We start from the raw sequence: 24,115 nt of genomic DNA, 5'->3' as shown, positions 1-24,115 counted from the left end.
TCAATCCTTCGGCAGAACGCGACGCACTTCGTCGACGAAGCGGTCGTGGCCGAATTCGAGCTTCTCGATGACACGCAAGGCTTTGCCCGGATAGCTGTCGAGCGCGGCACGATGCTCGGTGGAAATGGGGCTGGCGGTCACCACCACGATCGGGATGTCGGCGGTATCGGGGTTGCGAGACAGCACGTCCACGACGTCCATGCCGTTGGTTTCCGGGATGGTGAGGTCGAGCAGGATGATGTCGGGCTTCACACGTTGCGCCAGTGCGATGGCGTCATCGCCGCCATAGGCGCGAAGCACTGCATACGCCGGCGTCGGTAAGAAGGCGGCGATGACATCGACCGCGTTCGGGTCGTCGTCCACGACGAGCACGGTGCGCGTTCGGCTCGCACCTGGTTGCAGCCCGAGGCTCGCCAGCGTTGCCTTCAGGTCGGCCCGGCTGATCGGTTTCTGCATGGCGGCGACCGCGCCGCGGCTCAGCGCCACGTTGCTGTCGGCCACGCCGGCGATGATCACCACCGGCAGATGCGCGAGGTCGGCGCTTTCGCGCATCTTCAACAGGAACTCCCAGCCATCCATGCCCGGCAGCTCAAGGTCGAGCGTGACCAGGCTGAGTGTCTGCATTGGCGCCATGACGAGCGCGGCTTCGGCGCTTGCGGCATGCAGCACGGTGAAGCCTTCGGCCTCCAGCAACAGGCGCACCAGGTCGGCCGCCTTGTCGTTGTCTTCGACCACCAGCGCCATGCGTTCGCTGCGAATGGCCGCCGCCGGGTGTGCGTTGCCATTGGTGGTCGCCATCACATGGGCCAACGGCGGCGTGGCGAGCAGCGGTAGCCAGACCGCAAAGCAGGCGCCTTGGCCCTCGGCGCTCGACACCGCGACAGTGCCAGCATGCAATTCGGCCAGTTGCTTGACCATCGCCAAGCCCAGACCCGTGCCGGCGAACTTGCGCGCCAGACTGCTGTCGATCTGGCTGAAAGCCTGAAACAGCCGCGCCATGTTCTCCCGCGAGATCCCGATGCCCGCGTCGCTCACCCGGATCTCTAGAAAATCGTCGTGCTCGCTGTCGGCCAGAGGGAAGCTTTGCACCGGCCATGTACCGGGCAGGGTGCCGACGCTGGCACGCGACACGCGCTGCACGCTCAGCACCACGCGGCCCCCGTCTCCACTGAACTTGACCGCGTTCGACAACAGGTTGTAGACGATCTGCTTGGTCTTTCGCATGTCGAGCCGCGACAGTCCGATGCCTTCGCCGGTTTCGAGGTCGAGACGGATGTGCTGGGCTGCCGCCTTGTCCTTGACGATCGACAGGCTGTCCTTCAGGAGGCGCGCGAGGTCAACCGTTTCCATCTCCAGGCTCATCATCCCGGCCTCGACCTTGGACAGGTCGAGGATGTCGTTGATGAGCGAGAGCAGGTGCAGCCCGCTGGTAAAAATATCGCCGATGTACCCCGTTTGCGTATCGCTCATGGAACCCATCAGGCCGTCTTTAAGCGCTTCGGAGAAACCGATGATGGCGTTGAGCGGCGTGCGCAGCTCGTGCGACATGGTCGCCAGAAACTCTGACTTCATGCGGCTCGCATGTTCCAGCTGCAGGTTAGTTTCTTCGAGCGCGCGCTCGAAGCGGCGGCGCTCGGTCACATCGCGCGCCGCCGCAATCACGCCTTGCAGTTCGCCCTCCCGATTGTGGAAGGTGGCGGCGTTGTACGACACCACTGTCTCGACGCCGTTGCGGGCGCGCACCGTGAGCTCGTAGTCGCTCACCCGGTTCTCCGTGAGCACGCGCTCGATGGCGGCATCGGCGCGGTCCGGATCGGTGAAGAAGTTGCGGCACGGTGCGCCGATCAGCTCGTCACGCGCCAGACCGGTGAGCGCCATCATTTGCTGGTTGACGTCGGAAATGATGCCGCGCGGGTCGGTCATCATCAGCGCGTCGATGTTCGATTCGATCAGCGATCGCGTGTAGAACTGCTGATCGCGTAAGCGTTGGTCGAGCTGTGCCTTGGCGGCTTCCACTTGCATCCGCGCCGTGTTGTCAGTCCCGATGAGCAGATAGCCGATGATGGTGTCGTGCGCATCGCGCAGTGCTGTGACAGAGACGATCGCCGGGAAGCGACTGCCGTCCTTGCGGATGTAGGTCAGCTCGTAGATGTCTTCGATTCCGCGCGATGCCTTGAACACCAGCGCCTCGAAGCCCGGCGTGATCTGGGTGCCGAGTTCGAGGCTCAACGCTGCAGCCCGCGCGATCACTTCCTGCGGGTCGGAGATGTCGGCCGGCGTGATGGTGTCGACCGTTTCGGCGGCGGTGTAGCCGAGCATGCGTTCTGCACCGACGTTGAAAATCTGGATGACGCCGCGGGCGTCGGTCGCAATGCTTGAAAAGTTGGCGCTGTTGAAGATGGCGTCTTGCAGCGCGCCGGCCTTGATGAGCGTCTCTCGCCGCCGAAATTCGACGATGCCTTCCGGGCCTGATGTTTCAGCGGTGTCCATGATTCAGGTGAACCGCGTTTCGGATCTGTCCGACGTGTGCGACTTGTCCGACGCGTGCGACTTGTTCAGGTCTGCAATCGCGACTGCCTTGCCGTGGGTGAATGCGGCGGCGCGGAACCGACTCGCCCGTTCGTTGTCCAGGGTGACATCGTTGGTTTCGGCGCGTCCGATCTTCGTCATCGGCGTTTGCGGCACCAACCTCTCTCTGGCACTTGAACCGTTGAGTTGAATCAGTCTGGGCATGGGTCGTTCCGATCTACACGTTTGGTGAGGTGCGAGACGGCTCCAACGGCTGCGGCAAACATACGGTCATCTGCAGTCGAAGGAAAAAACCGTGTCGGGACTTCCTCAAGAATTATCCAAATTCAGTTCCCCTGTACAACATTGCAAGTCGCAAAACTCTTTTGTATTTTCGACGTCGATACGAAAATTTATTGGGACTAAAGTTCTCGCATTGAAGATAAAAATACAGCAATAGAATCACTCAACTCCTTGTAGTCTAGAACTTGCCCATCCTAATAATGTAGTTCGAGACGCCGTCTATATCGGCCTCGCATCCCAGAACACTGTGCAAATACACCGCGAGAAATTGCCTTGGTCATGCTTTGTATTGGAAACAACAGTTGCAAAACTGAAACTAGTGAAACAGATAGGCCGTGTTCAACAAAAGCGCTTTTGATCGTCAATCCTGAATTTCAGAGAGCGCCGCGGGCTGTTTCGCACAGGCTTGCGCAAGTCGGTTTGTAATTCACCTTAAATCTGTTTGGCACACGAGCCGGCCGGGGGCGACACGGCTGCAGGCCGCTGATTCGACCGGTGATTCCGGGAAATCGCATTCCAGTGCCGCAATAAGGGTAAACCAGCCAATTGTATTTTTGGGAGGAACTAAGGTGGCTGAGTTTAAATCGGCATTTGTACGCTACCGCACAGTTGGCGCTTAAATGACAGTTCAAAATAGCTGATTTATTTGAAATTCGAGACTGCGATGTCGATGTTTTTGAGTTCGAAGTCGAATGAGCGACAGACATGACGATGAAGTCTGTAGAGCCCTACGTCGCGCGCCTGTTGGTAGTCGACGACAGTCCGGAGCAACTCAAATTGCTGCTGGAAGTGCTGCGCGGTGCGTGCTTCGAAATCATTGTTGCTTTCGACGGAATGCAGGGCTACGGTCGCGCCGTCGCACAAGCGCCCGACCTCATCCTGATGGACGTCCGCATGGACCGCACCGACGGCTTTGCAGCCTGTCGGCTGCTCAAGGCCGATCCGCTCACAGCGCACATTCCGGTGATTTTTCTGACGAGTTCCGGCGGCCTCGAGGAGAGGCTGACCGGACTGCGCGAAGGCGCTGTCGACTACGTGCTGAAGCCTTTCGAGCCGGCCGAAGTGCTGGCACGCATTCGTACGCATCTGCGCCCAGCGCTCCCCGCGCCCTCTGTGGCGGAACGGGCTGGAATTGCAGGAGTTGCCGGAGTTACCGGAGGTACCGGAGTTACGGAGGCGAGCACCGCTGCCGCAGCAGACACCGACCAGCAGCCCGACCATGTGCTGGTGCAAGCCGCCCTGCGCCAGGTCGAATCCAACCTGGCCAGCATGCCCACGCTCGCTGAAATTGCACGCCGTGTGGGCACGCACGAGAAGCGGCTGACCAAGGCGTTCCGCCAACAGACCGGCATGTCGGTGTTCGAGTTCGTGCGCGAACAGCGGCTCGGCCTGGCGCGGCGACTGCTCACGCAAACGCCGCTTGGTATTGCCGACATCGCTGCGGAGGCGGGCTTCTCGAGTGCCGCCAACTTCGCCACCGCATTCAAGGCCGGACTGGGTACATCGCCGAGCGAATACCGGGCCCAGCTGGCATCGCGGCAAAGGCCGTCTTGAGGCTGGCGTCGTCGCGGATCGAAGCCTGCAGCCTCGCTGCGCTGGCTTTGTTATCTGCGTTGTCGGCGCTGTCGATGCTTTCTACGTTCGCAGCGGCCAACACCGCAATCGCTGCAAGCGTGGCAACGCCATCCCCCGATACAGTGCAGGCCGCGGATGCCCACTGGCCGATGTCGCTCACCAGCCGCATCCAGATACTCGAAGACGCCACTAGCAGGCTCTCTTTGGAGGACGTACTGGCCAAGGCAGACCCCTTGCAGCCGGCCGCGGTCTCGGGCGCTTCGTCGCACTTCGTTCCGGCCACGACGAGCCTGCTCCAGCCAGGCTTCTCGCAGTCGGCCTGGTGGCTGCGCCTGCGCATCGCCAACGACGCCGGCAGCGAGCAACGCTTGCGACTGTTGCTGCGTTCACCTCGACTGCAGTACGTCGATTTCTACTGGAACATCCCTGGCGCGGAGCCCGCCGGCTGGCAGCACAGTCGCGCCGGCACCGCGGTCAGGGTCAGCGAGCAGGAGCCCGCGCGGCGCGAGCCTCTGCTGCCGATCAACCTCGACCCGGGCCAGCGCGCCGAAGTGCTGGTGCGAATTGCCAGTGCATCGAGCATGCAGATCCAGCCCTGGCTCTATCCGGCCGATGCCTGGCTCGACCGTGAAACGCGCGATGCGTTGAAGGACGGTGCGCTCATCGGCGGCCTGCTGATGATGGCCGCGTATTCGCTCGTGCTCTGGCTGCTGTCGCGCAGCGGGACGATGGGCTGGCAGTGCGCCGGTTTCGCGATCCTCGCCCTGTATGAGGGGTCGTTCCGCGGCTTGACGCGCTTCTATCTTTGGCCGGAAAGCCCCGTATGGGCTTCGCGTGCGCCCGGCGTCCTGGGAGGCGCATGCGTGCTGGTGCTGATGTTCTATCTGCACAGCCTGACGCTTCGATTGCGAACCCGGCCCACGGGGGGGCGTGGCTACTTCATTGCGCTGGCTGGAGTGCAGTGCGCGGTGTGCGTGGGCATGCTCGTCGGCAACTACTACGTCTTCACCCAGATCAACCTCGGCGTGTCGTTGCTCATCGTCGGCAGCCTCATCGTTGCGGGCTACCTGTACGTGCGTCGCGAAGGCGGCCACCACAAGCTGCTGCTCTGCGCCATCTTGTTCGCGCTGCTGAGCGTGGGCATTCGCACCGTGGGACTGCAGGGCGCGCTGCCGCCCATGCTGGCAGGCGTTCGCAACTACGCGACGGGGTTCACGACCGCTGTCGCCGCGCTGGTCGCGCTGGCGGTGTGGGCCTACCAGACCTCACAACAGCGTCAGCAGATCCAGCAAAGGATGATCGACCTCTTGAGCCGCCAGCACCATCGTCTGCGCCGTGCTGTGGCGCGTCAGACGCGGGCCCTCAACACCGCGCTGGCCGCAGCCGAAAGCAACTACCAGAAGCAGGTCCGCATCATGTCTTTCATCGGCCACGACCTGCGTGCGCCGCTTGCCACCATCGTCGGCTATGCACGTCTCATGCGGTACGACGAACCGTCGTCCCGCGTCGGCCGCGAGAGCCACCTGGACACCATCGAGCGCGAGGCGACCTACCAGCTCACGCTGATCGACGAGCTGCTCGAACATGCGCGCGGCGAGCGCGACCAGCTCACGTTGAATCCGACTGCGGTCGACCTGGCCGGCCTGCTGGATGCCGTCACGCAGCACGCGGCGAGCTTCGCAGCGCAGCAGCGCAACGCGTTCATTTTCGTGCCCGACCCGGCCGGACCGCGCTGGGTGCTGATCGATGCAGCGCGGTTGCAACAGGTGCTGCTTCACTTGCTGGCCAACGCCGGAACGTTCGCGCGCGATGGCTGCATCAGCCTGCGCGTCGGCTCGCGGCGCGAAACCGAGGGAGGCGACGGTGGCGACGGCGCCTGGCGATTGAGTTTCGAAGTGACCGACACCGGAACGGGGGTCGAAGCCGAAGACCTCGCTCGGGCCGCCGACAGCTTCGAGCAGGCCCAACCGGTCGACGGCGCACCGGGGGTTCCTGGCAGCGGTGGCGCTGCCGGGCAAAGCAGTCTCGGACTCGGACTCTTCATCGCGCAGCGCATCGTGCAACGCATGGGCGGCGAGCTGTCGCTGCGGTGCGACGCGGGACGTGGGTGTCGTTTCAGATTCGAGTTGCTGGTGCCGGAGGCCGAGCCTTTGCCGGCTGCTACACCGGCGAGTCCCAGCGCGCCCGCAGCGCCGGTTGCGCCCACTGCATCGCCCATGCCGATCGGCGAGCCCGGTGATTTTCCGACCGCCGATGCGCTGGCACGGCTGCATCGCCTGGCAGGCGACGGCCAGTGGAGTGCGATCGACGATTGGCTGGCGCAAACGCTGATGGCACAACCGGAATGCAGCGGGTTTGTCGCCGCCGTGCGCGCTGCCTTGTCGGCACTCGATTTCGATCGCATTCAGCGCATGGCGACACCGTCGCTGCCCGAGCGCGCTGCCTGGCCCGCTACCTGAATCGATCGAGGCCGACGATCGATGCGGTGGGTCTACAGCTCGACGAAGTTGCTTTCCACTGAGATGCCGCCTTCGGTGTTGAGTACGAAGGTCAGGTTCTTGGTTGTCGATTGGCCGGACTCGCCATCCGTTTGCACCAACGCCGAGGCGCGATCGTCCCCGGCCTGGTCCAGGCGCGCGTAGAAGTGCGAAACCGTGATGCCGTCCAGATCGGCGAGCGGCTTGAGGAACGCGATGAACGCCGTTGCCGTGATGCCGTCGTCTTGAATGGCGCGCCAGTGTTGCAGCAGCGTGAGATTGGAAGCGTGGCGCGCCTGCGCTGCATCGAGCGCTTCGACGCTGCCGATGTTCTCTTCACCGCAAATGACATCCAAGCCATCGAGAGGCGACGGATGAATCGAGTCCTTGTTGTTCATTGTGTTTGCTACAGAGTTCGCCATGCGGTCAATGCGCGAACCTCGCGTCCGACCGACGTTGCGCGTCGGGCGCATTGGCCGATGGGTCGGTCAGGATGAGCACCGCGCGGTAGGCGGCGCGGCCGGCACCCTTGGCGTCTTCGGCCAGCTGCTTCCAGCTCAGCGCCCGCTCCAGCGGCGTCGGCGCGACAGACGTGGGCCGCACCAAAGCGTTGGTGATTTCCAGCAGGCCACCGACCGAGGTCATGCACAGCTCGATGGCGTCCATCTCGGAACGCGTGATCTCGGTGCCTGCCGTGGTGGCGGTGGACAAGGCATGCGAGCCCGTCTGCTCCCGCACAGCGGCCATCGCATCCTGCAACGCCAGGGCTGCAGCCTGAATCAACGCGCTGGCTTCTTCCCTGGACGCGTTGTCGGCACAGCGGTACTGCATCGGCTTTGTGGTGGCTTCCGAAAGTGGGGCGAAAAGGCAGTTCATGAGCAGCTCCATCAGGTGTCGGCACGCAGTAACCAAAAGGGCTACCGGGGGTTGAACAGATTGTTGGCCGCCTGAAAAGGCGCGACCTTTGAATGCGGGCGGAAACCATTGATTGACGTTTGCTTTCGGGGGCGGATCGCCCGATCCGTGATGAATTGCGTTGAATGCCTGAACCATTGCGAAGCGATCCACGTCGTCCGACAGGTCACCTCCATAGCCCTTAAGCGCTAGACCTTCTTGCGAATAGGCGGGTCGTGCACCCCTCCCTAGACTTTCCGGACGAGGTCTGAGAGGCGCGCATTTTCGCGGCGTCGAAGTACCGCCAGCGCGGAACTGAGGGCCGCGCGTGGGGGTCGAATGGAACGGTATTCGAAGGTGGGTGGGGCATGCATCGCGCGCCGATGGATTGCGCGTGAAATGGCATTGAATGCGATCGTGGTGGTCCTGGTGTCCTTGACTCCATTGCAACCCGCATCGGCACAGCAGGTCCTCGACGCAGAGGCCGCTGCCAGCAAACAGGAACAAGCCCGCCTCGCCGACACCGACACGCTGTTCGCGCTCACCAACGACGGCGCCGTGCTGTACGCCAACGATGCCGTCAAGCTGTCGGGCTATCAATATTGCAGCCAGGCCGTCGCGCTCGCCGAGGCCGGTGAATTCCGGCAAAGCGTGCGGGCCGCCAGCAAGGCGCTGCACCTGGCCAACACCACCAGAGACCCCAACCTGCTCGCGATGGCCAACCGCGATCTGGCCATCGTCTACAGCTACTCGGGCCAACTCGACAAGGCCGAAGACTTTGCCCGCGAGGCGCTCAAGTACCCGGCGCGCGAACCCAAGCTGGTGGTCGGTCCCGCCAACAAGGTGTTGGGCGATGTGCAGACGCGCCGCGGCGATTATTCGGGCGCGGTGCGCAGCTACGACGTCGCGCTGGCCAACAGCTCCGAGCGCTACATGCCGCTGGTCAAGTCGTCGCTGGTCAATGCGTTGATCGAGTCGGGCGATGCGGTGCGCGCGCGCGAAGTCATCGGCACCATCGCGCCTGCCAAGGAGCCGTCGCTCGCAGCCCAGTTCGACCGCACCCGCGCCCGCCTGCTGCTGGCCGAAAACAAGCCGGCCGAAGCGCGCGATTTGTACCGGCAACTCACCACGCGCACTGTCGGCACAGACACCGGCTACTACCAGCTCTGGGCATGGGACGGCGTGGCCCGCAGCGAGCTGGCGCTGGGCCAGAAGCAGGCGGCGGCCGATGCCGTCGGCCATGCGCTCGGCGGTGTGGACGCAGTGCGCTCGCGCTTTCGCAGCGAAGAATTCAAGATGGGTTTGTTCTCCGATCTGCAGTCGGTGTTCGAGCGTGCCATCGGCTTGTACGGCGATGTCGGCGATGCACGGCAGGCCTTCGAAGTTAGCGAGCACAGCCGCTCGCGTGCGCTGCTCGACGCGGTGCGCGGCCGTGCTGCGGTGTCGGGCGAAGCTGTGGCAACGGTCGACCTCGCGACGCTGCAAAAGACGCTCAGGCCCGACGAGCGCGTGGTGCAGTTCCACTCCCTGCCCGACCGTTTGCAGGTGTGGGTGGTGAGCCCGACCGCCATCGCCGAGAAGAGCGTCGCCATTTCGCGCGACGACCTCACCGAAGCGGTCGAGTCGTTTCGCAATTCCGTCGTGCGCGGCCGGCGCACCGCCATCGCCACCGCCGACAAGCTGGGCGCGCAACTGCTGGGGCCGCTCGACTTGCAAGACGGCCAGCGGCTGATCGTGGTCCCGCATGGGCCGCTGCATTACCTGCCATTCCAGGCGCTGCGGCTGAACGGTCGTTACGTGATCGAGACGCATCCGGTGTCGGTCTCTCCATCGATGAGCATCGCGGTGCAACTTGCGCAACGCAGCCCGCGCGTATCGGCATCGCTCACCGCTTTCGGCAATCCACGCATCGACGAAAAGTACGAGCTGCCCGGCGCCGAGATCGAGGTCAAGCAACTGGCGCAACTGTTCCCGCGCAACAACCTCTACATCGGCGCGGCCGCCACCAAGACGCAGTTTCGCGATATCGCATCGCGCTCTCCGCTGATGCACGTCGCGGCACATGCCGAGGCCGACCAGATCGATCCGCTCTATTCGCGCATCTTGCTGGCCAACGAAAACGGCAAGCAGAACTTCTTGGAAGCGCACGAAATCCTGGGACTGCCGATGCAGGGCACTGCGCTCGTCACGCTCTCTGCCTGCGAGTCGGGCCTGGGCCGTATCGCGCAAGGCGACGAAGTGCTCGGCTTCACGCGGTCGTTTCTGTCGGCCGGCACATCGAGTCTCATCGCCTCGCTCTGGCCGGTGTCCGACGACGCCACCGAGGTGCTGATGACAACGCTCTACACCGAGCTCTCCAAAGGCCGTGACGTGCAGCTTGCCATGCAGGCAGGCCAATTGGCCGTCTTGAAGAACCCGCGCATGTCGCATCCATTTTTCTGGGCCCCGTTCAACCTGATCGGCAATTGGCGCCTAACGGTCGGAGGAGCCGGAGCATGAAGCGCTCGCCACTCCTGATCTCGATGCTGATGGCCTTCGGCGCTCATTACGCGCAACTGTCGCACGCTGCCGATGCTGTGCTGCCGCTTCTGCCGACCAAGGACCCGTGCAGCAGGTGCGATCGGCCGGTGGCACAGGCTGGGTCTACTGGTTCGGCCACCAACCCGAACAGCCAGTCACTGCCCGTCGCGCCAACGCCGACAGTGACCGCCTTCCGGCTGAACGACCTTCGCCTGAATGGCGCGCAGACGCTGTCGAGTGACGAACTCAAGAGCGTGACGCAGCCCTACATCGGGCGCGACGTGACGCTCGGCGACCTCGAAGCCTTGGCGCAGGCCATCACCGCGCAGTACCGGGCGCGGGGCTACTTTTTGGCGACCGCCATCGTGCCGGTGCAGGCGGTGCGTGATGGCATCGTGGAGATCAGCATCATCGAAGGGCGGTTGGGCAAGGTGGAGGTCAACGTTGCCGCCGACGCGCCGATGAGCGAAGCACGTGTGCGTGGATTCCTGAGCGGGCTCGCGGTTGGCGAAGCGGTCAATGCACCGGTCTATGAGCGATCGATGCTGCTGCTGTCGGACCAGCCCGGCATCCGTGTGTCGTCGGGCTTGCAGGAAGGCACCCAGACCGGCACCACCGATCTGTCGGTCGACGTCGTGGCTGTGCCGCGCTGGGCCTTTACCGCCGAGGCGGATAACCACGGGACGCTCGAATCGGGCCGCTACCGGGTCGGCGGGACGGCACGCTGGCTGAGCCCTTTCGGCATCGGCGACAACCTCGACCTGCGGGTGATGGTTTCCAACAGCAATGCGTTGCAGTTCGGCCGTCTCGCGTACGAAGCACCCATCGGCACCAGCGGCCTGCGCGCCGGCATCGGGCTGTCGCGCGTGGCCTATGCGCTGGGCGGAAACTTCGTCGACCTCGATGCCAGGGGCACCGCCAACGTGCTCGATTTCGCGCTCAACTATCCATTGATCCGGCAGCGGCAGCAGAACCTCTTCTTGCGGCTCACGGCCGATACAAAAAACCTGACGGACGAAATGCGCGCCGTCGACTTCACATCGAAAAAGAAGGTGCATGGCCTTGGCCTCGGCTGGACATGGGAGCGCCGCGACGACGTGCTGGGCGGCGGCTACTGGGCCAGCTCGGGCACGCTGTACCGCGGCTCGCTGCGCATCGAAGACGAGATCAGCCTGCAAAACGACGCGAGCAGTGCGGGTCGCCATACCGAGGGCAGTTTCAGCAAGGGGACGTTCCAGCTGTCGCGCCTGCAATCGATCGTCGATCGGCATTCGCTGTACCTGTCGGTCGGCGGTCAAGCCGCTAGCAAGAACCTGGATGCGTCGGAAAAACTGTCGCTCGGTGGCGCGCGCGCGGTGCGGGCCTATTCGTCGTCCGAAGCATTGGTCGACCAGGGCCTGATCGGCACCGTCGAATGGCGCTGGTCGTACAACGCCGAGCTCAGTCCGTTCGCTTTCTACGACGCTGCGCGCGGCAAATACGCGCGCAGTCCGACCGCCTTCGACGGGCCGAACAACATCAGCTTGCGCGGCTATGGCCTCGGCGTGTCATGGGCGCGTTCAGGCAACTTCGCGATCAACGCGACGCTCGCCTGGCGCGACGGCACGCGTCCTGCACAGTCCGACGGCGGTGGCCGCAATCCGCGCTTGTTCGTGCAGGCGCAGAAGAGTTTTTGACGGGACGATTCGCATGAAAAAAACTTCTTCGTCCCTCCGAACGAGGCGTCCGTCGCATTGGCGATTGCGTCCGCTGGCCCTGTCGCTGGCCTGCATCGGCATGGCGCCGGCCGGCGCGCAGACCGTGCCGACCAACGCCACCCTGGGTGCAGGCGCGGCCACCGTGGGCGCGCCCATTGCCTTGCCAAACGGCGGCCTTGCGCTGGGCATCAACCAAACGTCGCAGCGCGCTGTCCTCAACTGGCAGACCTTTTCCATCGGTGCGCTGGACCGCGTCAACATCGCTCAGGACAAGGGGCCGACGAGCGTGCTGCTCAACCGGGTGACCGGCGCGCAAGCCTCACAAATCCAGGGCCAACTCAACGCCAATGGGCAGGTCTACTTGGTCAATCCGAATGGCGTCACTTTCTCCAGCACCTCGCAGGTAAGCGTGGGTGGCCTGGTGGCTTCGACGTTGAACATGGTCGATGACGCGCAGTTCAGCGGCTTCATGTCGGGCACGTCGAAGCAATTCGCGTTCGAGCTCCCCGTCGGAAAAGCCGGCACGGTACTCAACCAGGGCACCATCACCGCCGCCGATGGCGGCATCGTTGCGCTCATAGGCGCCCAGGCGCGCAACGAAGGTTCGATCAACGTGGCGCGCGGGTCCATCGGGCTGGCGGCCGGGCAGCGGGTCACGCTCGACTTCGACGGCGACGGCCTCACCAGCTTTCATGTCGACCCGACCGTGTTAGCCGCCAGCGCCAGGGCCGAGAACGCGGCCAGTGGCGTGCTGTCGGCCAGCGGCGGCCGCGTGGTCATGGTGGGCGCATCGAGCGCCGCTGAAACTGTGGTCAACCAGGCGGGGATCGTGCGCGCGCAATCCATCAGCAACCGGGGCGGCGAGATCATTCTTGGAAGCAGCGGCGGCGCGGTCGGCAATGCCATCGTGATGTCGGGGGGTCAACTCGACGTGAGCGGTGTCGAGGCCGGAGTGGCGGGCGGCCGCATCGACGTGCGCGCGCCTTTGCTGCGCATTGCCGCCGGCACGTTGAATGCGGGCGGCGCCACGGCCGGCGGCAGCATCACGACCCAAGCCGCCATCGTCGAAGTCGGCCGAGGCGTCGTGATCGATGCGCACGGTGGCAGCGGCGCCAACGGCAACTGGACGCTGGATTCGGGCCGCACGCTGGTCGTCACCCAGGCCGACCCCATCCCCGACGCCTCGGTTGCCATCCAGCCTTTCGGCACATCGAAGCTCGCCGATTCGACATTGGGGGCCACGATGGGTCGCGCCACCGATGTGGTGCTGGCTTCGCATGCGCTGCCGCAGCAGGTCGCCAACTTTGGCGGCGGCGTGCAGTTCGACAACGGCTCGCAAGTCATCAAGACCGAAGGCCGTGCATCGCAGTTGACCGTCAACTCGGATCGAAGCGTTGTCATGGACGCGAATTCGGCACTGCGCTCGACCGCCGGCGCGCTCAACATCGATTTCAATGCCGACGCCAGCGGCGTGCTGTTGCCCGCCACACCGGCCGTGACCGACCGCAACGACAACAACCAGCGGGTCGGCAATATCTCCATCTCCGGCACCCGCATCGAAACCGCTGGCGGGAACCTGCGGCTCTACGGGCAGAGCGATGCGGTCAACGGACGCGCACTGGGCGCCACTTCGAGCAGCGGCGGCGGCGTGGTCAACGGCGTCACCATTTCCGACAGCGCCATCTCGACGTGCGCGCAGGCGGGCGGCGTATGCGGTGGCAGCGGCAGCATCCTGGTGCGCGGGCAAGGCGCGACCGCGGGTGGTACGGGCCAGACCGTGGTGGCGGGGCCGGGCGTGCGCGTCGATGGCGGCAGCTTCGAGACCGGCAGCGGCACCATTTCAATGGACGGCCGCGGCGGGCTGGCGCAAACCGGCGTGACGATCACCGGCCTCTTCGGCGAAGCCTTCACGACACCCTCGTCGTTGCGATCTTCCAGTGGCGACATCACGCTGGTCGGCAGCACCCGAAGCTGGACGGCCGGCGAAACCAGCGGCACGCTGCAAAACGTCAACGGCGGCTCGGGTATCGAACTGGCGCAGGCCGGCATCGCGACCGGCGGCAACGTCCGGCTCGACGGCAGCGGTGCCGACCTTACCGGCCTGATGAACCAAGCGGCCTTTAAGACGGCCGCGGCCGCAGCGAACAACGGCGCGGGGAGCACGTTCGATGCATCGAACGGCGTCACGATGGCCGATTCGAGCATCGTCGTAGGGGCAGGCAAGTCGCTCGACCTGCTGGGAACGGCGGGCAGCCGCGGTTTCTCGGTCACCGGCAACAAGGCGCCCGTGCTCACGCTCGATGCCAACGACGCCTTCGGTGTGGTGGTTCGCGCCAACGCGTCCAACGGCCTTCAGGCCGAAGGGGGGCGCATCACGATCAATGGTCGTGGCAGCGATGTGGCGCTGGCGCAATTCGGTGGTGACGCAGGCCCGACCTTCGGCATCCAGCCGCCGGGCGAATCGATTCTTGGCGCGCAGCCACGCACCCTGCTGTCGACGCGCAGCCAGACCATGGCGGGCGGCAACATCGCGATCAGCGGACGGAACGTCGTGATCGCCGGCAGCGGCACCGCGGCGGTCATCGACAGCGGCGGCGCCGGGCAATCGGGAAACATCGCTGTCACCGGCACGGCCGTCGGCGGCGTCAACGCCAGCGGCATCGTGGTGATCGGCGACACGGTCGAGCTGAACGCAAGCGCGACGTCGGCCGTCGGCAATGCCGGTCGCATCGACGTGGTCGGCGACAAGTCGCTCTATGCGAACGGCCGCCTTTCTGCGCGGGGCGGTTCGGCAGGCGGCAATGGTGGCCGCATCGAAACCTCGGCGCCCGCGTTGCAGCTGCAAGGGATTCGGGTAGATGCCTCGGCATCGGCCGGCCAGGCCGGAAGTTGGGTGATCGACCCGGTGGATGTCACCATCGCCCACGGCGCTGCCGCAGGCACATTGCCGACCAATCCATTCGTGCCGCTCGTTGCATCCACCGTGCAGGACGGCGACATCAACTTCGCGCTCGACAACAACACCGGCGTGACCATCACCACCGGCACGCCGGCGCCGACCACGGTCGGCAACGTCACCTTCGGCCTCAACACCGTCATCCAGCGCACCAGCGCAGGTGCGCCGGTGAAGTTCGAGATCGACGCCAACGCGGGCATCACGGCCTTCAACCCGACGGTGATCCAGTCGACCGGCGGTGCGCTGGACGTGGTGCTCAGTGCCGGCCTGGGCGGCGTCGGCGGCAACGTCGACTACAGCGGACAGATCACCACCAACGGCGGCAGCGTGTCGATGACCGGTACCAGCCTGTTCGCCACCTGCGGCGTGTGCCTGACCAACGCGAAAGTCGACACGCGTGTCGGGCAAAGCGATGCCAATGCAGGCGGCGCGGTGCAGCTGATCGGCACACGCAACCCCGGGGCTTACTTCTTTCTGGCGCCGGCGGTCGTCGGTCTCACGGGCTCGACGATCCAGAGCGCAACCGGTGACGTCACGCTGTCGGGCATCAGCAATGCCACTGGCACCGGCGTGCAACTGATCTCCAACTTCAACGGGACGGACAGCAGCATTTCCACCACCAGCGGCGCCATCCGGATCACGGGCGTCGGGAACTCCTTGTCGGGCAGCGGTGCACCCACGGCAGGGCACGGCGTCGAGATCAACGGCGCCACCGTCCAAAGCGTCAGCGGCAACATCAGCGTGCACGGCCTGCGTGCGGTACAGACGCCCGACTCGCCTGTCGGCAACGGTGTTCGCATCGTCAATGGCGGCAGCGTTACTACGCTGGGCGCGGGCAACATCGAAATCACCGGCGAGTCGCAGATCGCGGATGCCGGCATCTTTATTCAAGGGCCCATCGGCACGGGCATTCCCATTCCTGCATCTCGCGTGGCGGGCGGCGGCAACGTGGTGTTGCGCGCCGCGAGCGGCGGTGCGGCCGATGCACTGGCCGTTGGCGGCGCCGTCAACGCCGGCGGCGTGCTCGACCTCCGACCCGGTGGCGTCGATGCGGCAGGCAACGCCGCCGACCGCATCGCCAACCCCATCACGCTGGGTGGCGCGGCGGCCAACGGCTTCGCTGTCAGTGCCGACGAACTGACGCGCATCACGGCCGGTTCGATCGTGGTCGGCAGCAACACGCAGGCCGGCAACATCGACGTGGTCGGGCCGCTGGCCATGGTGTCGCCGCTCACGCTGCAGAACGGTGGCGGCGGCAACATCACGCTCGGCGCATTGGTCAGCGCACCGCAGCTCGGCCTCTTGAGTGCCGGCAACATCACGCAGGCGGCTGGCGCCGGCATCGCCGCGGGCACGCTGCTCGCGCGTTCGACCGGCGGCAATGTGCTGCTCTCGTCCGCGGCCAACGATGTCGGCGTGGTGTCGGGCGGCGCTGCCGGACGCTTCGACTACACCGATGTCAACGCGGTCACGGTCGGCAATGCGTCTGTCATCGGCTTCGATGCAGCGTCGAACACGCCGCAGGCGATCACCGCAGGTTCGATGGCGGCCGATACGGTGTTCTTGCGCACGCTGAGCGGCGACCTCTCGCTCAACACCAGTGTGACGAGCGGCAGCGGTGCCGATCTCGTGGCCGCGGCGCGGTTCCAGAACCTGTCGGCCAACTCCATCGCCGGCGCACCGTGGCGGGTGTGGGCCCAGACATGGATCGGCGAGACACGCAACGGACTGAGCGGCTCCGGGCCTCTGCCCAATCTCTACCACTGCGCGTACCTCGGGTTGTGCAGCGTCGGCGTGACGCCGGGCGACAACCATTTCATCTATGCGCAGCAGCCGACGGCCACGGTGGTCATCGGCAATGCCACTCGACCGGGTGGCTTGCCGAATCCGCCGTTCATCTACAGCCTGACCGGGTTGATATTGGGCGATACCGGGTCGAGCTTTGCCGGTGCGTTGTCGTCGCCCGCCAACGCGTCGAGCCCGCCAGGCGCGTACCCGATCAACGGCGCCTTTGCGTCGGCCGCGGGCTATGCGGTCAACGTGGTGCCGGGCCAGCTCAACGTCGGTGCGGTGCCTGCACCTTCGACCGCGCCGGTGTTCGTGTTGGCCCAGTTGTCTCGATTGCCCAAGCCCGATGTGCTGCGCGAGATGCCCGACAGCTGGATCTACGACCGCAATATCGGCGCGCCGCCGATCTGTTTCGCCACGGGGCCGCTGGATGGCGAGCGTGCACAGCAAGGCGGCGACGTGCTCGCCAGCGAATGGTCTCGCGTGCGCTCCCGGCCCAACCTCACGAGTTGCGTCGACACCGAGCGGCGTAACGGCTGCTCGGACTTCTAGGGGCCGAGGTCTGCGGGGTCGGGTGCGGCCAGCAGCGCGGCATAGGCCTGCTGCGCGCCAGCCTGCAGCGTGCCGCGCTGTTCCAACAACGCGACGCAACGCAGCGCCAGATCGAAAGAGCCATAGCAGCTGTGCGCGATGGCGGCGAGCTGGCGCAACTGCGCATCGCTCATGGCGTCGGGGCGCGTGAGATCGCGCACGTAGACGATGTCGGCCTCCAGCAGTTGACGCAACCCGCGGCCGCCGTCGCCGGGCACCACCGCCGGTGCGATCGGTGCCTGCTTGATCTGGTCGTAGCAATGCGGCATGAAGCCCTGGCGGCGCAGTTCTCCATCGATCTCGCCGAAGGGCGGCTGGCCCTTGTACAGCGTGACGAACGAGACTTCGGTGTGCACCGCGACCGCTTCCCGCAGCTTCGTGCGGCCGCCCTGCAGCACCGCGAGTTCGCTGCCCTGCACGTCGAGCTTGATGAGGTCGAGGTGCGTGATGGTGTCGAGTGCGTCGAGGCGGTGGGTCTGTATGGACACCCGCTGCAGCACCTCCGCCAGCGGCTGCAGCCCGGTGAAAAGCGCGAGTGCCGCAGGGTCGGGTTCGAACAGGCTGGTCATGCCGCTGCCCCGGCAAATGTGCAGCGAGTGGACGGCGCCGTCGCCCAGTGCGTAGGGCAGATAGCGCGCCAGCGGACCCTGGGTCGCCTGCAGCGTGTCGAACGCATCGGCTTGCGGTTCGAAGCCGGTCACGCGGCACCTGCCAGCCGCCAGCATCGACGCATAGGGCGGCTCGCCGTCGATCGGATTGGCGCCGACGTCGACGACCTCGGTCAGTCGTGCCGGCGCGATCAGCGCGTAGATGCCGGTGGTGTTCATGTGTGCGACAGGTAGCGCGCGAAGTTGCCCGTGTAGGTGCGCTGTCCCTGGTGCGCGAGGTTCGATTGCGTGTCGATGACTACCTGTCCGCCTGCGGCACGCCAGCGCCGACAGAATGCGAAGTCTTCGCTGAGGTAGCGGCCGCCGTCCGGCTCTTGCATCGTGTCGAAGAAGCGGTAATGCGGCCAGCCGGCTTCGGCTGGGTCGTCGCTCGCATCGGGGGTGTAGCGCAGCTCGGAAAACTGCGACGCCATGCGATCGAACACGCTGCGCTCGATCAGCATGAACCCGGTCGGCGCCTCCGCCACTTCGACAAAACCATCGGCATCGGCTGCGTGCGTTCCGGCCAATGCATTGACCGGAAAGCGTGCGTAGCGGGCCTCGAAATCCGCGCGTGTGCTGCCCGCAGGCAAGGCCGCTTCGAGTCCTGCGCCGGGCCAGCCATCGCGCTTCTGCGGATAGATGCCCGCCACCACATCGCGCCCCGACAGCAGCAGCCGCAGTGCCGCCTGCGGCTCGAAGCCGATGTCGGCGTCGATCCAGAAAAGATGTGTCCAGCGCGTGTCGGCCATGAACTCGGCGACGAGCCGATTGCGGGCGCGGGTGACGAGGCTGTCGCCATCCAGAAATCGCGTCTGCATCGACATGCCGTGCGTCCAAGCGGTGTTGACGAGCCCGAGCAGGCTGCGCACGTAGATCGAGGTCAGCACGCCGCCGTAGTTGGGCGTTGCGACGAACGGACGAATGTTCTTCAGCGCGGTGAGATCGAGCATCGGCGAATTGTCATGCTGTCTTCTGCCGACGTGTCGACAGCAACGCTCGCAGTTTGGCCGGCGCCACCGGCTTGGTCAGCAGCATGACGCCACCTTGCCGGAGCCGCTGCAGCACCTCCGGCCCGGTGGCGCCCGACACCAGCACCGCCAGCGCATCAGGCTGCAGCTTGCGCGCGGCTTCGATGACGGTCATGCCGTCTTCGTCTCCTGCCAGTTGCAGGTCGCACAGCAGCACGTCGAAGCGAGTGCCGGGCTCGCCGAGCAGCGCCACTGCTTCGCCGAACGTCGCGGCCAAGTTCACCTGGCAGCCCCATTGCTCCAGCAGCATGCGACTGCTTTCGAGGATGGCCGGATCGTCGTCGACCACCAGGCAACGCAGGTGCGCCAACGCCGACGGCGCGACCGGTTGCGGCATCGGCGGTGTGACATCGGCGAGCCGGGCTTCGGGCAGGTCGAGGCTGAAGGTGCTGCCGTTCTGCAAGGCAGAGCGCACCGCGATGCGGGTGCCGAGCAGCCTCGCGATACGTGCGCAAATCGCCAGCCCGAGACCGAAGCCCTGGCGCCGATCGCGCTCGGTGTTTGCGACTTGGTAGAACTCTTCGAAGATGCGGCTCTGATGGATCGGCGCGATACCGACGCCGTTGTCGCGCACCTCGATGCGCACTGCGCCTCCGCGGCGTCGCGCCATCACCAGCACCGTGCCGTCGAGTGGCGCATGCCGCACCGCGTTGCTCACGAGGTTGCCGACGATGCGCAGCAGCAGTGCAGGGTCGCTGCGCACCGCCAGATCGTGATCGCGCCAGACCAGCCGCACGCGCGCTTCGCTGGCTTGCGATGCGTGCTGCGCTTCGAGCTGATCGAACAGCATCGCGAGCGACACGGCGGTGATGGCGGGCGTCAACACCTGTGCATCGAGGCGCGAAATTTCGAGCAGGTCGTCGAGCAGCACGCCCATGAATTCGGTGCTCTCCTGCAAGCGTTGCACGGCGGGCCGCTGCGTTGGCGTGGCAGTCGGCATCAGGCCATCGATGAAGAGGCCCATCGCGTGCAGTGGTTGCCGCAGGTCGTGGCTCGCCGCAGCCAGAAAACGTGCGCGCGACAACGCCGCTTGCTCGGCCTCGGCCATGCGCTGCAGTGCCACGGCGGTGGCTTCGCGCACGCGCTCCTCGCTGACCTGCTGGTTGCGCTGCAGCCGCTCGGCGAGCCGGTTGATGTCGTGCGCCAGGTTGGCGACTTCGTGCGTGCCGCGCGGCACCGATCGGGCGCCTTGCTCGCCCTCCGTCGCGCCGCGTCCGACGACGTCGCAACGCGCATCGAAGTTACCGGCTTCGAGCGCCGCCACCGTGCGCGACACGCGGCGCAATGGCGATGCCACCGCCCGTGCCATGTGCCGCACCGACGCCCATGCGGCGAGCAACGCCACCAGCGCGATGCCGATGCCGGCCATCAGCGAGCGCGTGCGTTCGCGGCCGTATTCGGTGGTGTCGCGAAAGGTCTGCACCACGCCGATGGGCGCATCGCCTGCGGCCGTCGAGCCCTCGGGCGCGAAGGCGCTGGCACGCGAGGCTTCGCGCACCGTAACGGGTGCGGTGAACATGCGCAGCCGCTCCATCGGTGCGGTGCTTGAACCAGCGGTGACGAAGACGCCAGCGCTGTTGCTGATCTCGATGCGCACCACCTGGCCGCCGCGCAATGCCGCGTTGGCCACGTTCTGCAGGGCCGGCACATCGCCCGCATACAGGCTCAGGTCGGACATGGCTGCGACCTGTCGCGCCACCGCCTGGCCTTCGGCATCGAAAGCGCTTTCGAGCGTGCGCAGGCGACTGTGGGTGAACCACGCGGTGAGTGCGATGGCGACCGCGGCGCACGGCACCACGCCGAGCCGGATCAGGTCGCGCTGCAGATTGCCTTGCACGACGAGTGGACGGCTTTGCGAGCGCGACGCTTGCGCCGCAGCGGCCACCGGCGCGGAGTGCGCTACACCCGGGCTCGGCGCGGTCATCGAACGGCAGTCAACCGGTCGGTCAGCTCCCGCTCGTCCGGCACGCGCAAGTTGAGCCCGCGCGCCACCGTCGAGTTGACGCGTACCGTGGCCGGCATCGCGGCTTCGACCAGCACGCCGGCTGCGTTGGTGCCCGCACCGTTACCGCCAGCGCCGCTCACCAGCTTCAGGCCCATGGTGCGCGCCTGCATCGCCAATTGCGATGGCGTCGACACCGCGGCGGCCAGGCCACCGGAGCGCACCAGACCTTCGTTGGCGCCGAACACCGGGAGCCCCGCACCGGCGCCCGCGTGCAGCACCGCGAGCGTCGCGGCCTGGCTGTCGCCGATGAGGTCGGGCAGCACCATCAGCGCATCGTTGCGCGTCAGAACCGCACGCAGCGCGGCGCCGAGCGACTTGGCATCGGGCGCGTATTCGATCTGCAGGTCCCAGCCCTGCGCGGCGCGCTGCAGTTCGCGCAGCAGCGGCTCCGACTCGGCCGTGGCAACGACACCGAGCCGCCGCTTGCCAGGCAACACCGCATCGACCAGCACCAGCTGATCGGCCATGGCCGGGTCGCGCAGCAGCACGCCGACGCGGCGGTCGGGCCGCTTGAATGAGGGGCTGGTTTTCAGGCCTTCGTAGTCGAGCCGCGTCAGCATCACGAGCAGCAAGGGCTCATGGCCCGGCCGCTCGATAGCCGCGCGTGCGGCGCTCGGGCCGACGGCCATGGTGATGTTGGTGTCGGCGGGAACGATCGGGCTCGCGGCAGCGCTGGCGCGCATGCTGCGGGTTCGCACGCCGGTCACGACGCTGCGCTCTTCATCAGCGGTTGCGGTTGCGATGGCGGTCGAGGCGGCGGAGGCAGTCGACAGGTCGGCGCCGCCGTTCGACATCCGCACCACGTCGAAGCGGCTGTTGGGGTCGCGCGCATCTCGCGTCTCGCGCAACTGCCGCAAGAACTCGGTGTGCGGCGCGGTCTCGTCGGCTATCAGCACCGTCAGCCCGCCGGCGTGCGCACCCCCGCCGAACAGTGCGGCGCCCACAGAGGCAACGCCGACGCCGAAGCGCAACGCACGCAGAAGCGTCCTGAGGTGATTCGCAAACATGGGCAGCACGATGCAGCTCAATGTACGGACCCGGCTCATTTCACGCGATAAGGCAGAAGGCCGGTGTCGCGCGTCCAACGGTGGCGTTGCGATGTCGGGCGGCAACGGGTCGCGGCCTGTCGGTCTATGCCCGATGGACTAGCCACCTGCACGACATGCTTCAGATCGTTTCGCGCACTGCCGCCAACTGCGCCGCGATGGCCTGTCGCAAGGCTCGCGGCGCTACCGGTTTGTAGAGCACGGCGACTCCGGCGGCAGCCACTTCGCGCAGCCGGTCGGGCTTGGTTTCTCCGGTAACCAGCAGCCGTGCTGTCGCCAGCCGGATGCCGCGCGGATGCCGCTCGAGCGCGGTGATGACGTCGAGCCCGTTGTCGCCACCCTGCAGCAACAAGTCGCTCACCACCACGTCGGGCGGGCTCTCCCAGCGGTCGGCCAGCGCCAGCGCTTCGGCCCGGCTTGCCGCCGCCAGCACGGTGGCACCCCAGTTGCTCAGCACCACCTGCAGGCCTTCGAGAATGGTGCGCTCGTCGTCGATGACCAGCACCCGCACGCCGTGCAGATCGGCCTCTTCGTCGTGCCCGCCGAGCGTGGTGCCGCCCACCGGTTGGTCCAGCGAAGCGGTGGGCGCCGCGCCGCGCACCAGCACGCGGACCGACGTGCCTTTCTTCGGCCGCGAGATCAGGTCGACCCGCGTGTTCAGCAAAGACGCCAGCCGCTGCACTGTCGCCAACCCAAGGCCCATGCCGCGCGCGCCACGGGTCGCCTGCTTGCCCTGGTCGACTTGGTAGAACTCTTCGAACACCTTCTGCTGGTGCTGTGGCGCGATGCCGATGCCGGTGTCCCACACGTCGATGCGGACGCCCTTGCCGCGCCGCCGAGCGCCGATCAGCACGCCGCCCTCTGTCGTATGGCGCAGCGAGTTCGACACCAGGTTGTTGAGGATGCGCGAGAGCATCACGTAATCGCAGCGCACCCATGCGTCCGTCTTGCGCACCACCAGCCGCAGGTTCTGCTGCTCGGCCACCGCGCGAAAGTTGCGGCTGATTTCGTCGAAAAGGCGGTCCAGCGGAAAGTCGGTCCATTGCGGCTGCAGCACGCCGGCATCGAGTTGCGACAGATTGAGCAGCTCCGAAAAAAGCCGGTCGAGCGAGTCGACGCATTCCTTGATGTGCTCGATGCGCTGCAGCCGCGACGGATCGGTTTCGCCGTTGGCAAGCCCGTCGGAGAACAGCGTGAGTGCGTGCAGCGGTTGCCGCAGGTCATGGCTGGCAGCGGCCAGCAAACGCGTCTTGGCCTGGCTCGCGATTTCCAGCTGCTCGTTCTTGCGCGCGAGCTCGGCGGTGGCGTCGCCGATGCGGCTTTGCAGCATGCGCTGGCTTTGCACCAGTGCGCTCGCCGCCTGATTGAAGCCGCGCTGAAGTCGACGCACTTCGGTCGAGCCTTCGACCGACACGCTGGCGTCTTCGCCGGCGCCGAGCCGGTCGACGGCTTCACCCAGCGCCTTGATCGGTGCGCTGATACGACGCGCCGCCCACCACCCCGCGAGCCCGACGCCCGCCAGGCTGGCGGCCAGCACCACCAGCACGTTGAACCACACCGCCTTGCGCACCGCATGCACCGCGTCGAGGCTGATCTCGACCATCACCTTGCCGATGCGCGCACCGTCTTCTCCGACGATCGGCACCACGGCGCGTAAGCCCTCGTCTCGCGTGCGATCGACCGTCTCGGAGTTGGCGACGATTTCGCCGTCCTCCGACCAGATCTGCACCTGTTGCACGTGCGGTTGCGCGATGCCGGACTGCGCCGTGCGCAGCAGGGCCCGCCGGTCGAGGTGGGTCAGCGGCTGTTGCGCCAGCGTCGCGACCTGCAGCGCCACGGTCTGCGCATTGGCGCGCATCAGGTCGGTCACGCTCGTCAGGTGCTGACCGGTCAGCACGCCGATCGCGCCCAGCGTGGCAACCGTCGCGGGCAGCAGTGCCAGCAACACGAGCTGTTGCGCAAGGGACAGGCGGGGCAAACGCGAGAAAAACGTCACGAATCTGTGGCCGAGTTGGTATCTAATTGTGTTCCGCACAGTCCCCCTTTGAACAGCCCCAATGCAGGCCCCTGCCACAGC

Annotated in this window: 14 protein-coding genes; 5 read left to right on the top strand and 9 right to left on the bottom strand. The window is 65.9% G+C overall.

All coding sequences use genetic code 11. The features are described from left to right. Entirely contained in the window at window positions 1-2,490 is a 2,490-nt protein-coding gene (locus QN397_RS21180) for a response regulator (protein ID WP_323499232.1), read from the bottom strand. 3 nt (window positions 2,491-2,493) lie between these two features. After that, a complete protein-coding gene (locus QN397_RS21175; RefSeq protein ID WP_323499231.1) occupies window positions 2,494-2,733 on the bottom strand; it encodes an FHA domain-containing protein in 240 nt (79 codons plus the stop codon). Window positions 2,734-3,516: 783 nt separating this feature from the next. Between QN397_RS21175 and QN397_RS21170 the strand changes: the two genes are divergently transcribed. Further along, window positions 3,517-4,365 carry a DNA-binding response regulator gene (locus tag QN397_RS21170; RefSeq protein ID WP_323499230.1) on the top strand — a complete coding sequence of 283 codons (849 nt, stop codon included), beginning with the start codon at window positions 3,517-3,519 and terminating at the stop codon, window positions 4,363-4,365. Window positions 4,366-4,439: 74 nt separating this feature from the next. Further along, entirely contained in the window at window positions 4,440-6,845 is a 2,406-nt protein-coding gene (locus QN397_RS21165; RefSeq protein ID WP_323499229.1) for a sensor histidine kinase, read from the top strand. Between the two features lie 32 nt (window positions 6,846-6,877). Here the strand turns inward: QN397_RS21165 and QN397_RS21160 are convergent, their stop codons facing one another. Next, window positions 6,878-7,261, bottom strand: coding sequence for a hypothetical protein (locus tag QN397_RS21160; protein ID WP_323499228.1), 384 nt, complete (start codon window positions 7,259-7,261; stop codon window positions 6,878-6,880). A gap of 28 nt (window positions 7,262-7,289) precedes the next feature. After that, the gene (locus QN397_RS21155; protein ID WP_323499227.1) at window positions 7,290-7,739 is read right to left on the bottom strand and encodes a hypothetical protein; all 450 of its coding nucleotides are present in this window, start codon (window positions 7,737-7,739) and stop codon (window positions 7,290-7,292) included. 417 nt (window positions 7,740-8,156) lie between these two features. Between QN397_RS21155 and QN397_RS21150 the strand changes: the two genes are divergently transcribed. From QN397_RS21150 to QN397_RS21140, 3 genes are read left to right on the top strand one after another with little or no spacing between them, the layout of a single operon-like run. Beyond that, on the top strand, window positions 8,157-10,256 hold the full coding sequence (locus QN397_RS21150) for a CHAT domain-containing tetratricopeptide repeat protein (protein ID WP_323499226.1): 2,100 nt from the start codon (window positions 8,157-8,159) through the stop codon (window positions 10,254-10,256). After that, window positions 10,253-11,953 carry a ShlB/FhaC/HecB family hemolysin secretion/activation protein gene (locus QN397_RS21145; RefSeq protein ID WP_323499225.1) on the top strand — a complete coding sequence of 567 codons (1,701 nt, stop codon included), beginning with the start codon at window positions 10,253-10,255 and terminating at the stop codon, window positions 11,951-11,953. The genes QN397_RS21150 and QN397_RS21145 overlap by 4 nt, the downstream gene beginning before the upstream one ends. 13 nt (window positions 11,954-11,966) lie before the next feature. Then, the gene (locus QN397_RS21140; protein WP_323501865.1) at window positions 11,967-17,270 is read left to right on the top strand and encodes a filamentous hemagglutinin N-terminal domain-containing protein; all 5,304 of its coding nucleotides are present in this window, start codon (window positions 11,967-11,969) and stop codon (window positions 17,268-17,270) included. Here QN397_RS21140 and QN397_RS21135 read toward each other — a convergent pair. From QN397_RS21135 to QN397_RS21115, 5 genes are all read right to left on the bottom strand, one after another. Continuing rightward, window positions 17,267-18,136, bottom strand: coding sequence for an FkbM family methyltransferase (locus tag QN397_RS21135; RefSeq protein ID WP_323499223.1), 870 nt, complete (start codon window positions 18,134-18,136; stop codon window positions 17,267-17,269). The genes QN397_RS21140 and QN397_RS21135 overlap by 4 nt on opposite strands. Next, window positions 18,133-18,909, bottom strand: a complete 777-nt coding sequence (locus tag QN397_RS21130) for a hypothetical protein (protein WP_323499222.1) — start codon at window positions 18,907-18,909, stop codon at window positions 18,133-18,135. The genes QN397_RS21135 and QN397_RS21130 overlap by 4 nt, the downstream gene beginning before the upstream one ends. A gap of 10 nt (window positions 18,910-18,919) precedes the next feature. Further along, the gene (locus QN397_RS21125) at window positions 18,920-20,911 is read right to left on the bottom strand and encodes an ATP-binding protein (RefSeq protein WP_323499221.1); all 1,992 of its coding nucleotides are present in this window, start codon (window positions 20,909-20,911) and stop codon (window positions 18,920-18,922) included. Continuing rightward, window positions 20,908-22,038 (bottom strand): ABC transporter substrate binding protein, encoded by a 1,131-nt coding sequence (locus QN397_RS21120; protein WP_323501864.1) that lies wholly within the window; start codon window positions 22,036-22,038, stop codon window positions 20,908-20,910. Before QN397_RS21120 ends, QN397_RS21125 begins: the two co-directional genes overlap by 4 nt. Before the next feature lie 121 nt (window positions 22,039-22,159). After that, entirely contained in the window at window positions 22,160-24,034 is a 1,875-nt protein-coding gene (locus tag QN397_RS21115; protein WP_323499220.1) for a hybrid sensor histidine kinase/response regulator, read from the bottom strand. Window positions 24,035-24,115: the final 81 nt, after the last annotated feature.

Source organism: Variovorax sp. RTB1 (assembly GCF_035018765.1).
GTDB lineage: Bacteria > Pseudomonadota > Gammaproteobacteria > Burkholderiales > Burkholderiaceae_C > Variovorax.
Note: the sequence above shows the minus strand (reverse complement) of the source record. Positions and strands in the feature narration are given on the sequence as shown.

What these genes read in the sequence shown, in the direction of transcription:
- QN397_RS21165 (WP_323499229.1), top strand. Translation starts at nt 4,440, where the DNA reads ATGCTTTCTACGTTCGCAGCGGCCAACACCGCAATCGCTGCAAGCGTG.
- QN397_RS21125 (WP_323499221.1), bottom strand. Translation starts at nt 20,911, where the DNA reads ATGACCGCGCCGAGCCCGGGTGTAGCGCACTCCGCGCCGGTGGCCGCT.
- QN397_RS21120 (WP_323501864.1), bottom strand. Translation starts at nt 22,038, where the DNA reads ATGAGCCGGGTCCGTACATTGAGCTGCATCGTGCTGCCCATGTTTGCG.
- QN397_RS21170 (WP_323499230.1), top strand. Translation starts at nt 3,517, where the DNA reads ATGACGATGAAGTCTGTAGAGCCCTACGTCGCGCGCCTGTTGGTAGTC.
- QN397_RS21180 (WP_323499232.1), bottom strand. Translation starts at nt 2,490, where the DNA reads ATGGACACCGCTGAAACATCAGGCCCGGAAGGCATCGTCGAATTTCGG.
- QN397_RS21130 (WP_323499222.1), bottom strand. Translation starts at nt 18,909, where the DNA reads ATGCTCGATCTCACCGCGCTGAAGAACATTCGTCCGTTCGTCGCAACG.
- QN397_RS21135 (WP_323499223.1), bottom strand. Translation starts at nt 18,136, where the DNA reads ATGAACACCACCGGCATCTACGCGCTGATCGCGCCGGCACGACTGACC.
- QN397_RS21150 (WP_323499226.1), top strand. Translation starts at nt 8,157, where the DNA reads ATGGCATTGAATGCGATCGTGGTGGTCCTGGTGTCCTTGACTCCATTG.
- QN397_RS21155 (WP_323499227.1), bottom strand. Translation starts at nt 7,739, where the DNA reads ATGAACTGCCTTTTCGCCCCACTTTCGGAAGCCACCACAAAGCCGATG.
- QN397_RS21140 (WP_323501865.1), top strand. Translation starts at nt 11,967, where the DNA reads ATGAAAAAAACTTCTTCGTCCCTCCGAACGAGGCGTCCGTCGCATTGG.
- QN397_RS21145 (WP_323499225.1), top strand. Translation starts at nt 10,253, where the DNA reads ATGAAGCGCTCGCCACTCCTGATCTCGATGCTGATGGCCTTCGGCGCT.
- QN397_RS21160 (WP_323499228.1), bottom strand. Translation starts at nt 7,261, where the DNA reads ATGAACAACAAGGACTCGATTCATCCGTCGCCTCTCGATGGCTTGGAT.
- QN397_RS21175 (WP_323499231.1), bottom strand. Translation starts at nt 2,733, where the DNA reads ATGCCCAGACTGATTCAACTCAACGGTTCAAGTGCCAGAGAGAGGTTG.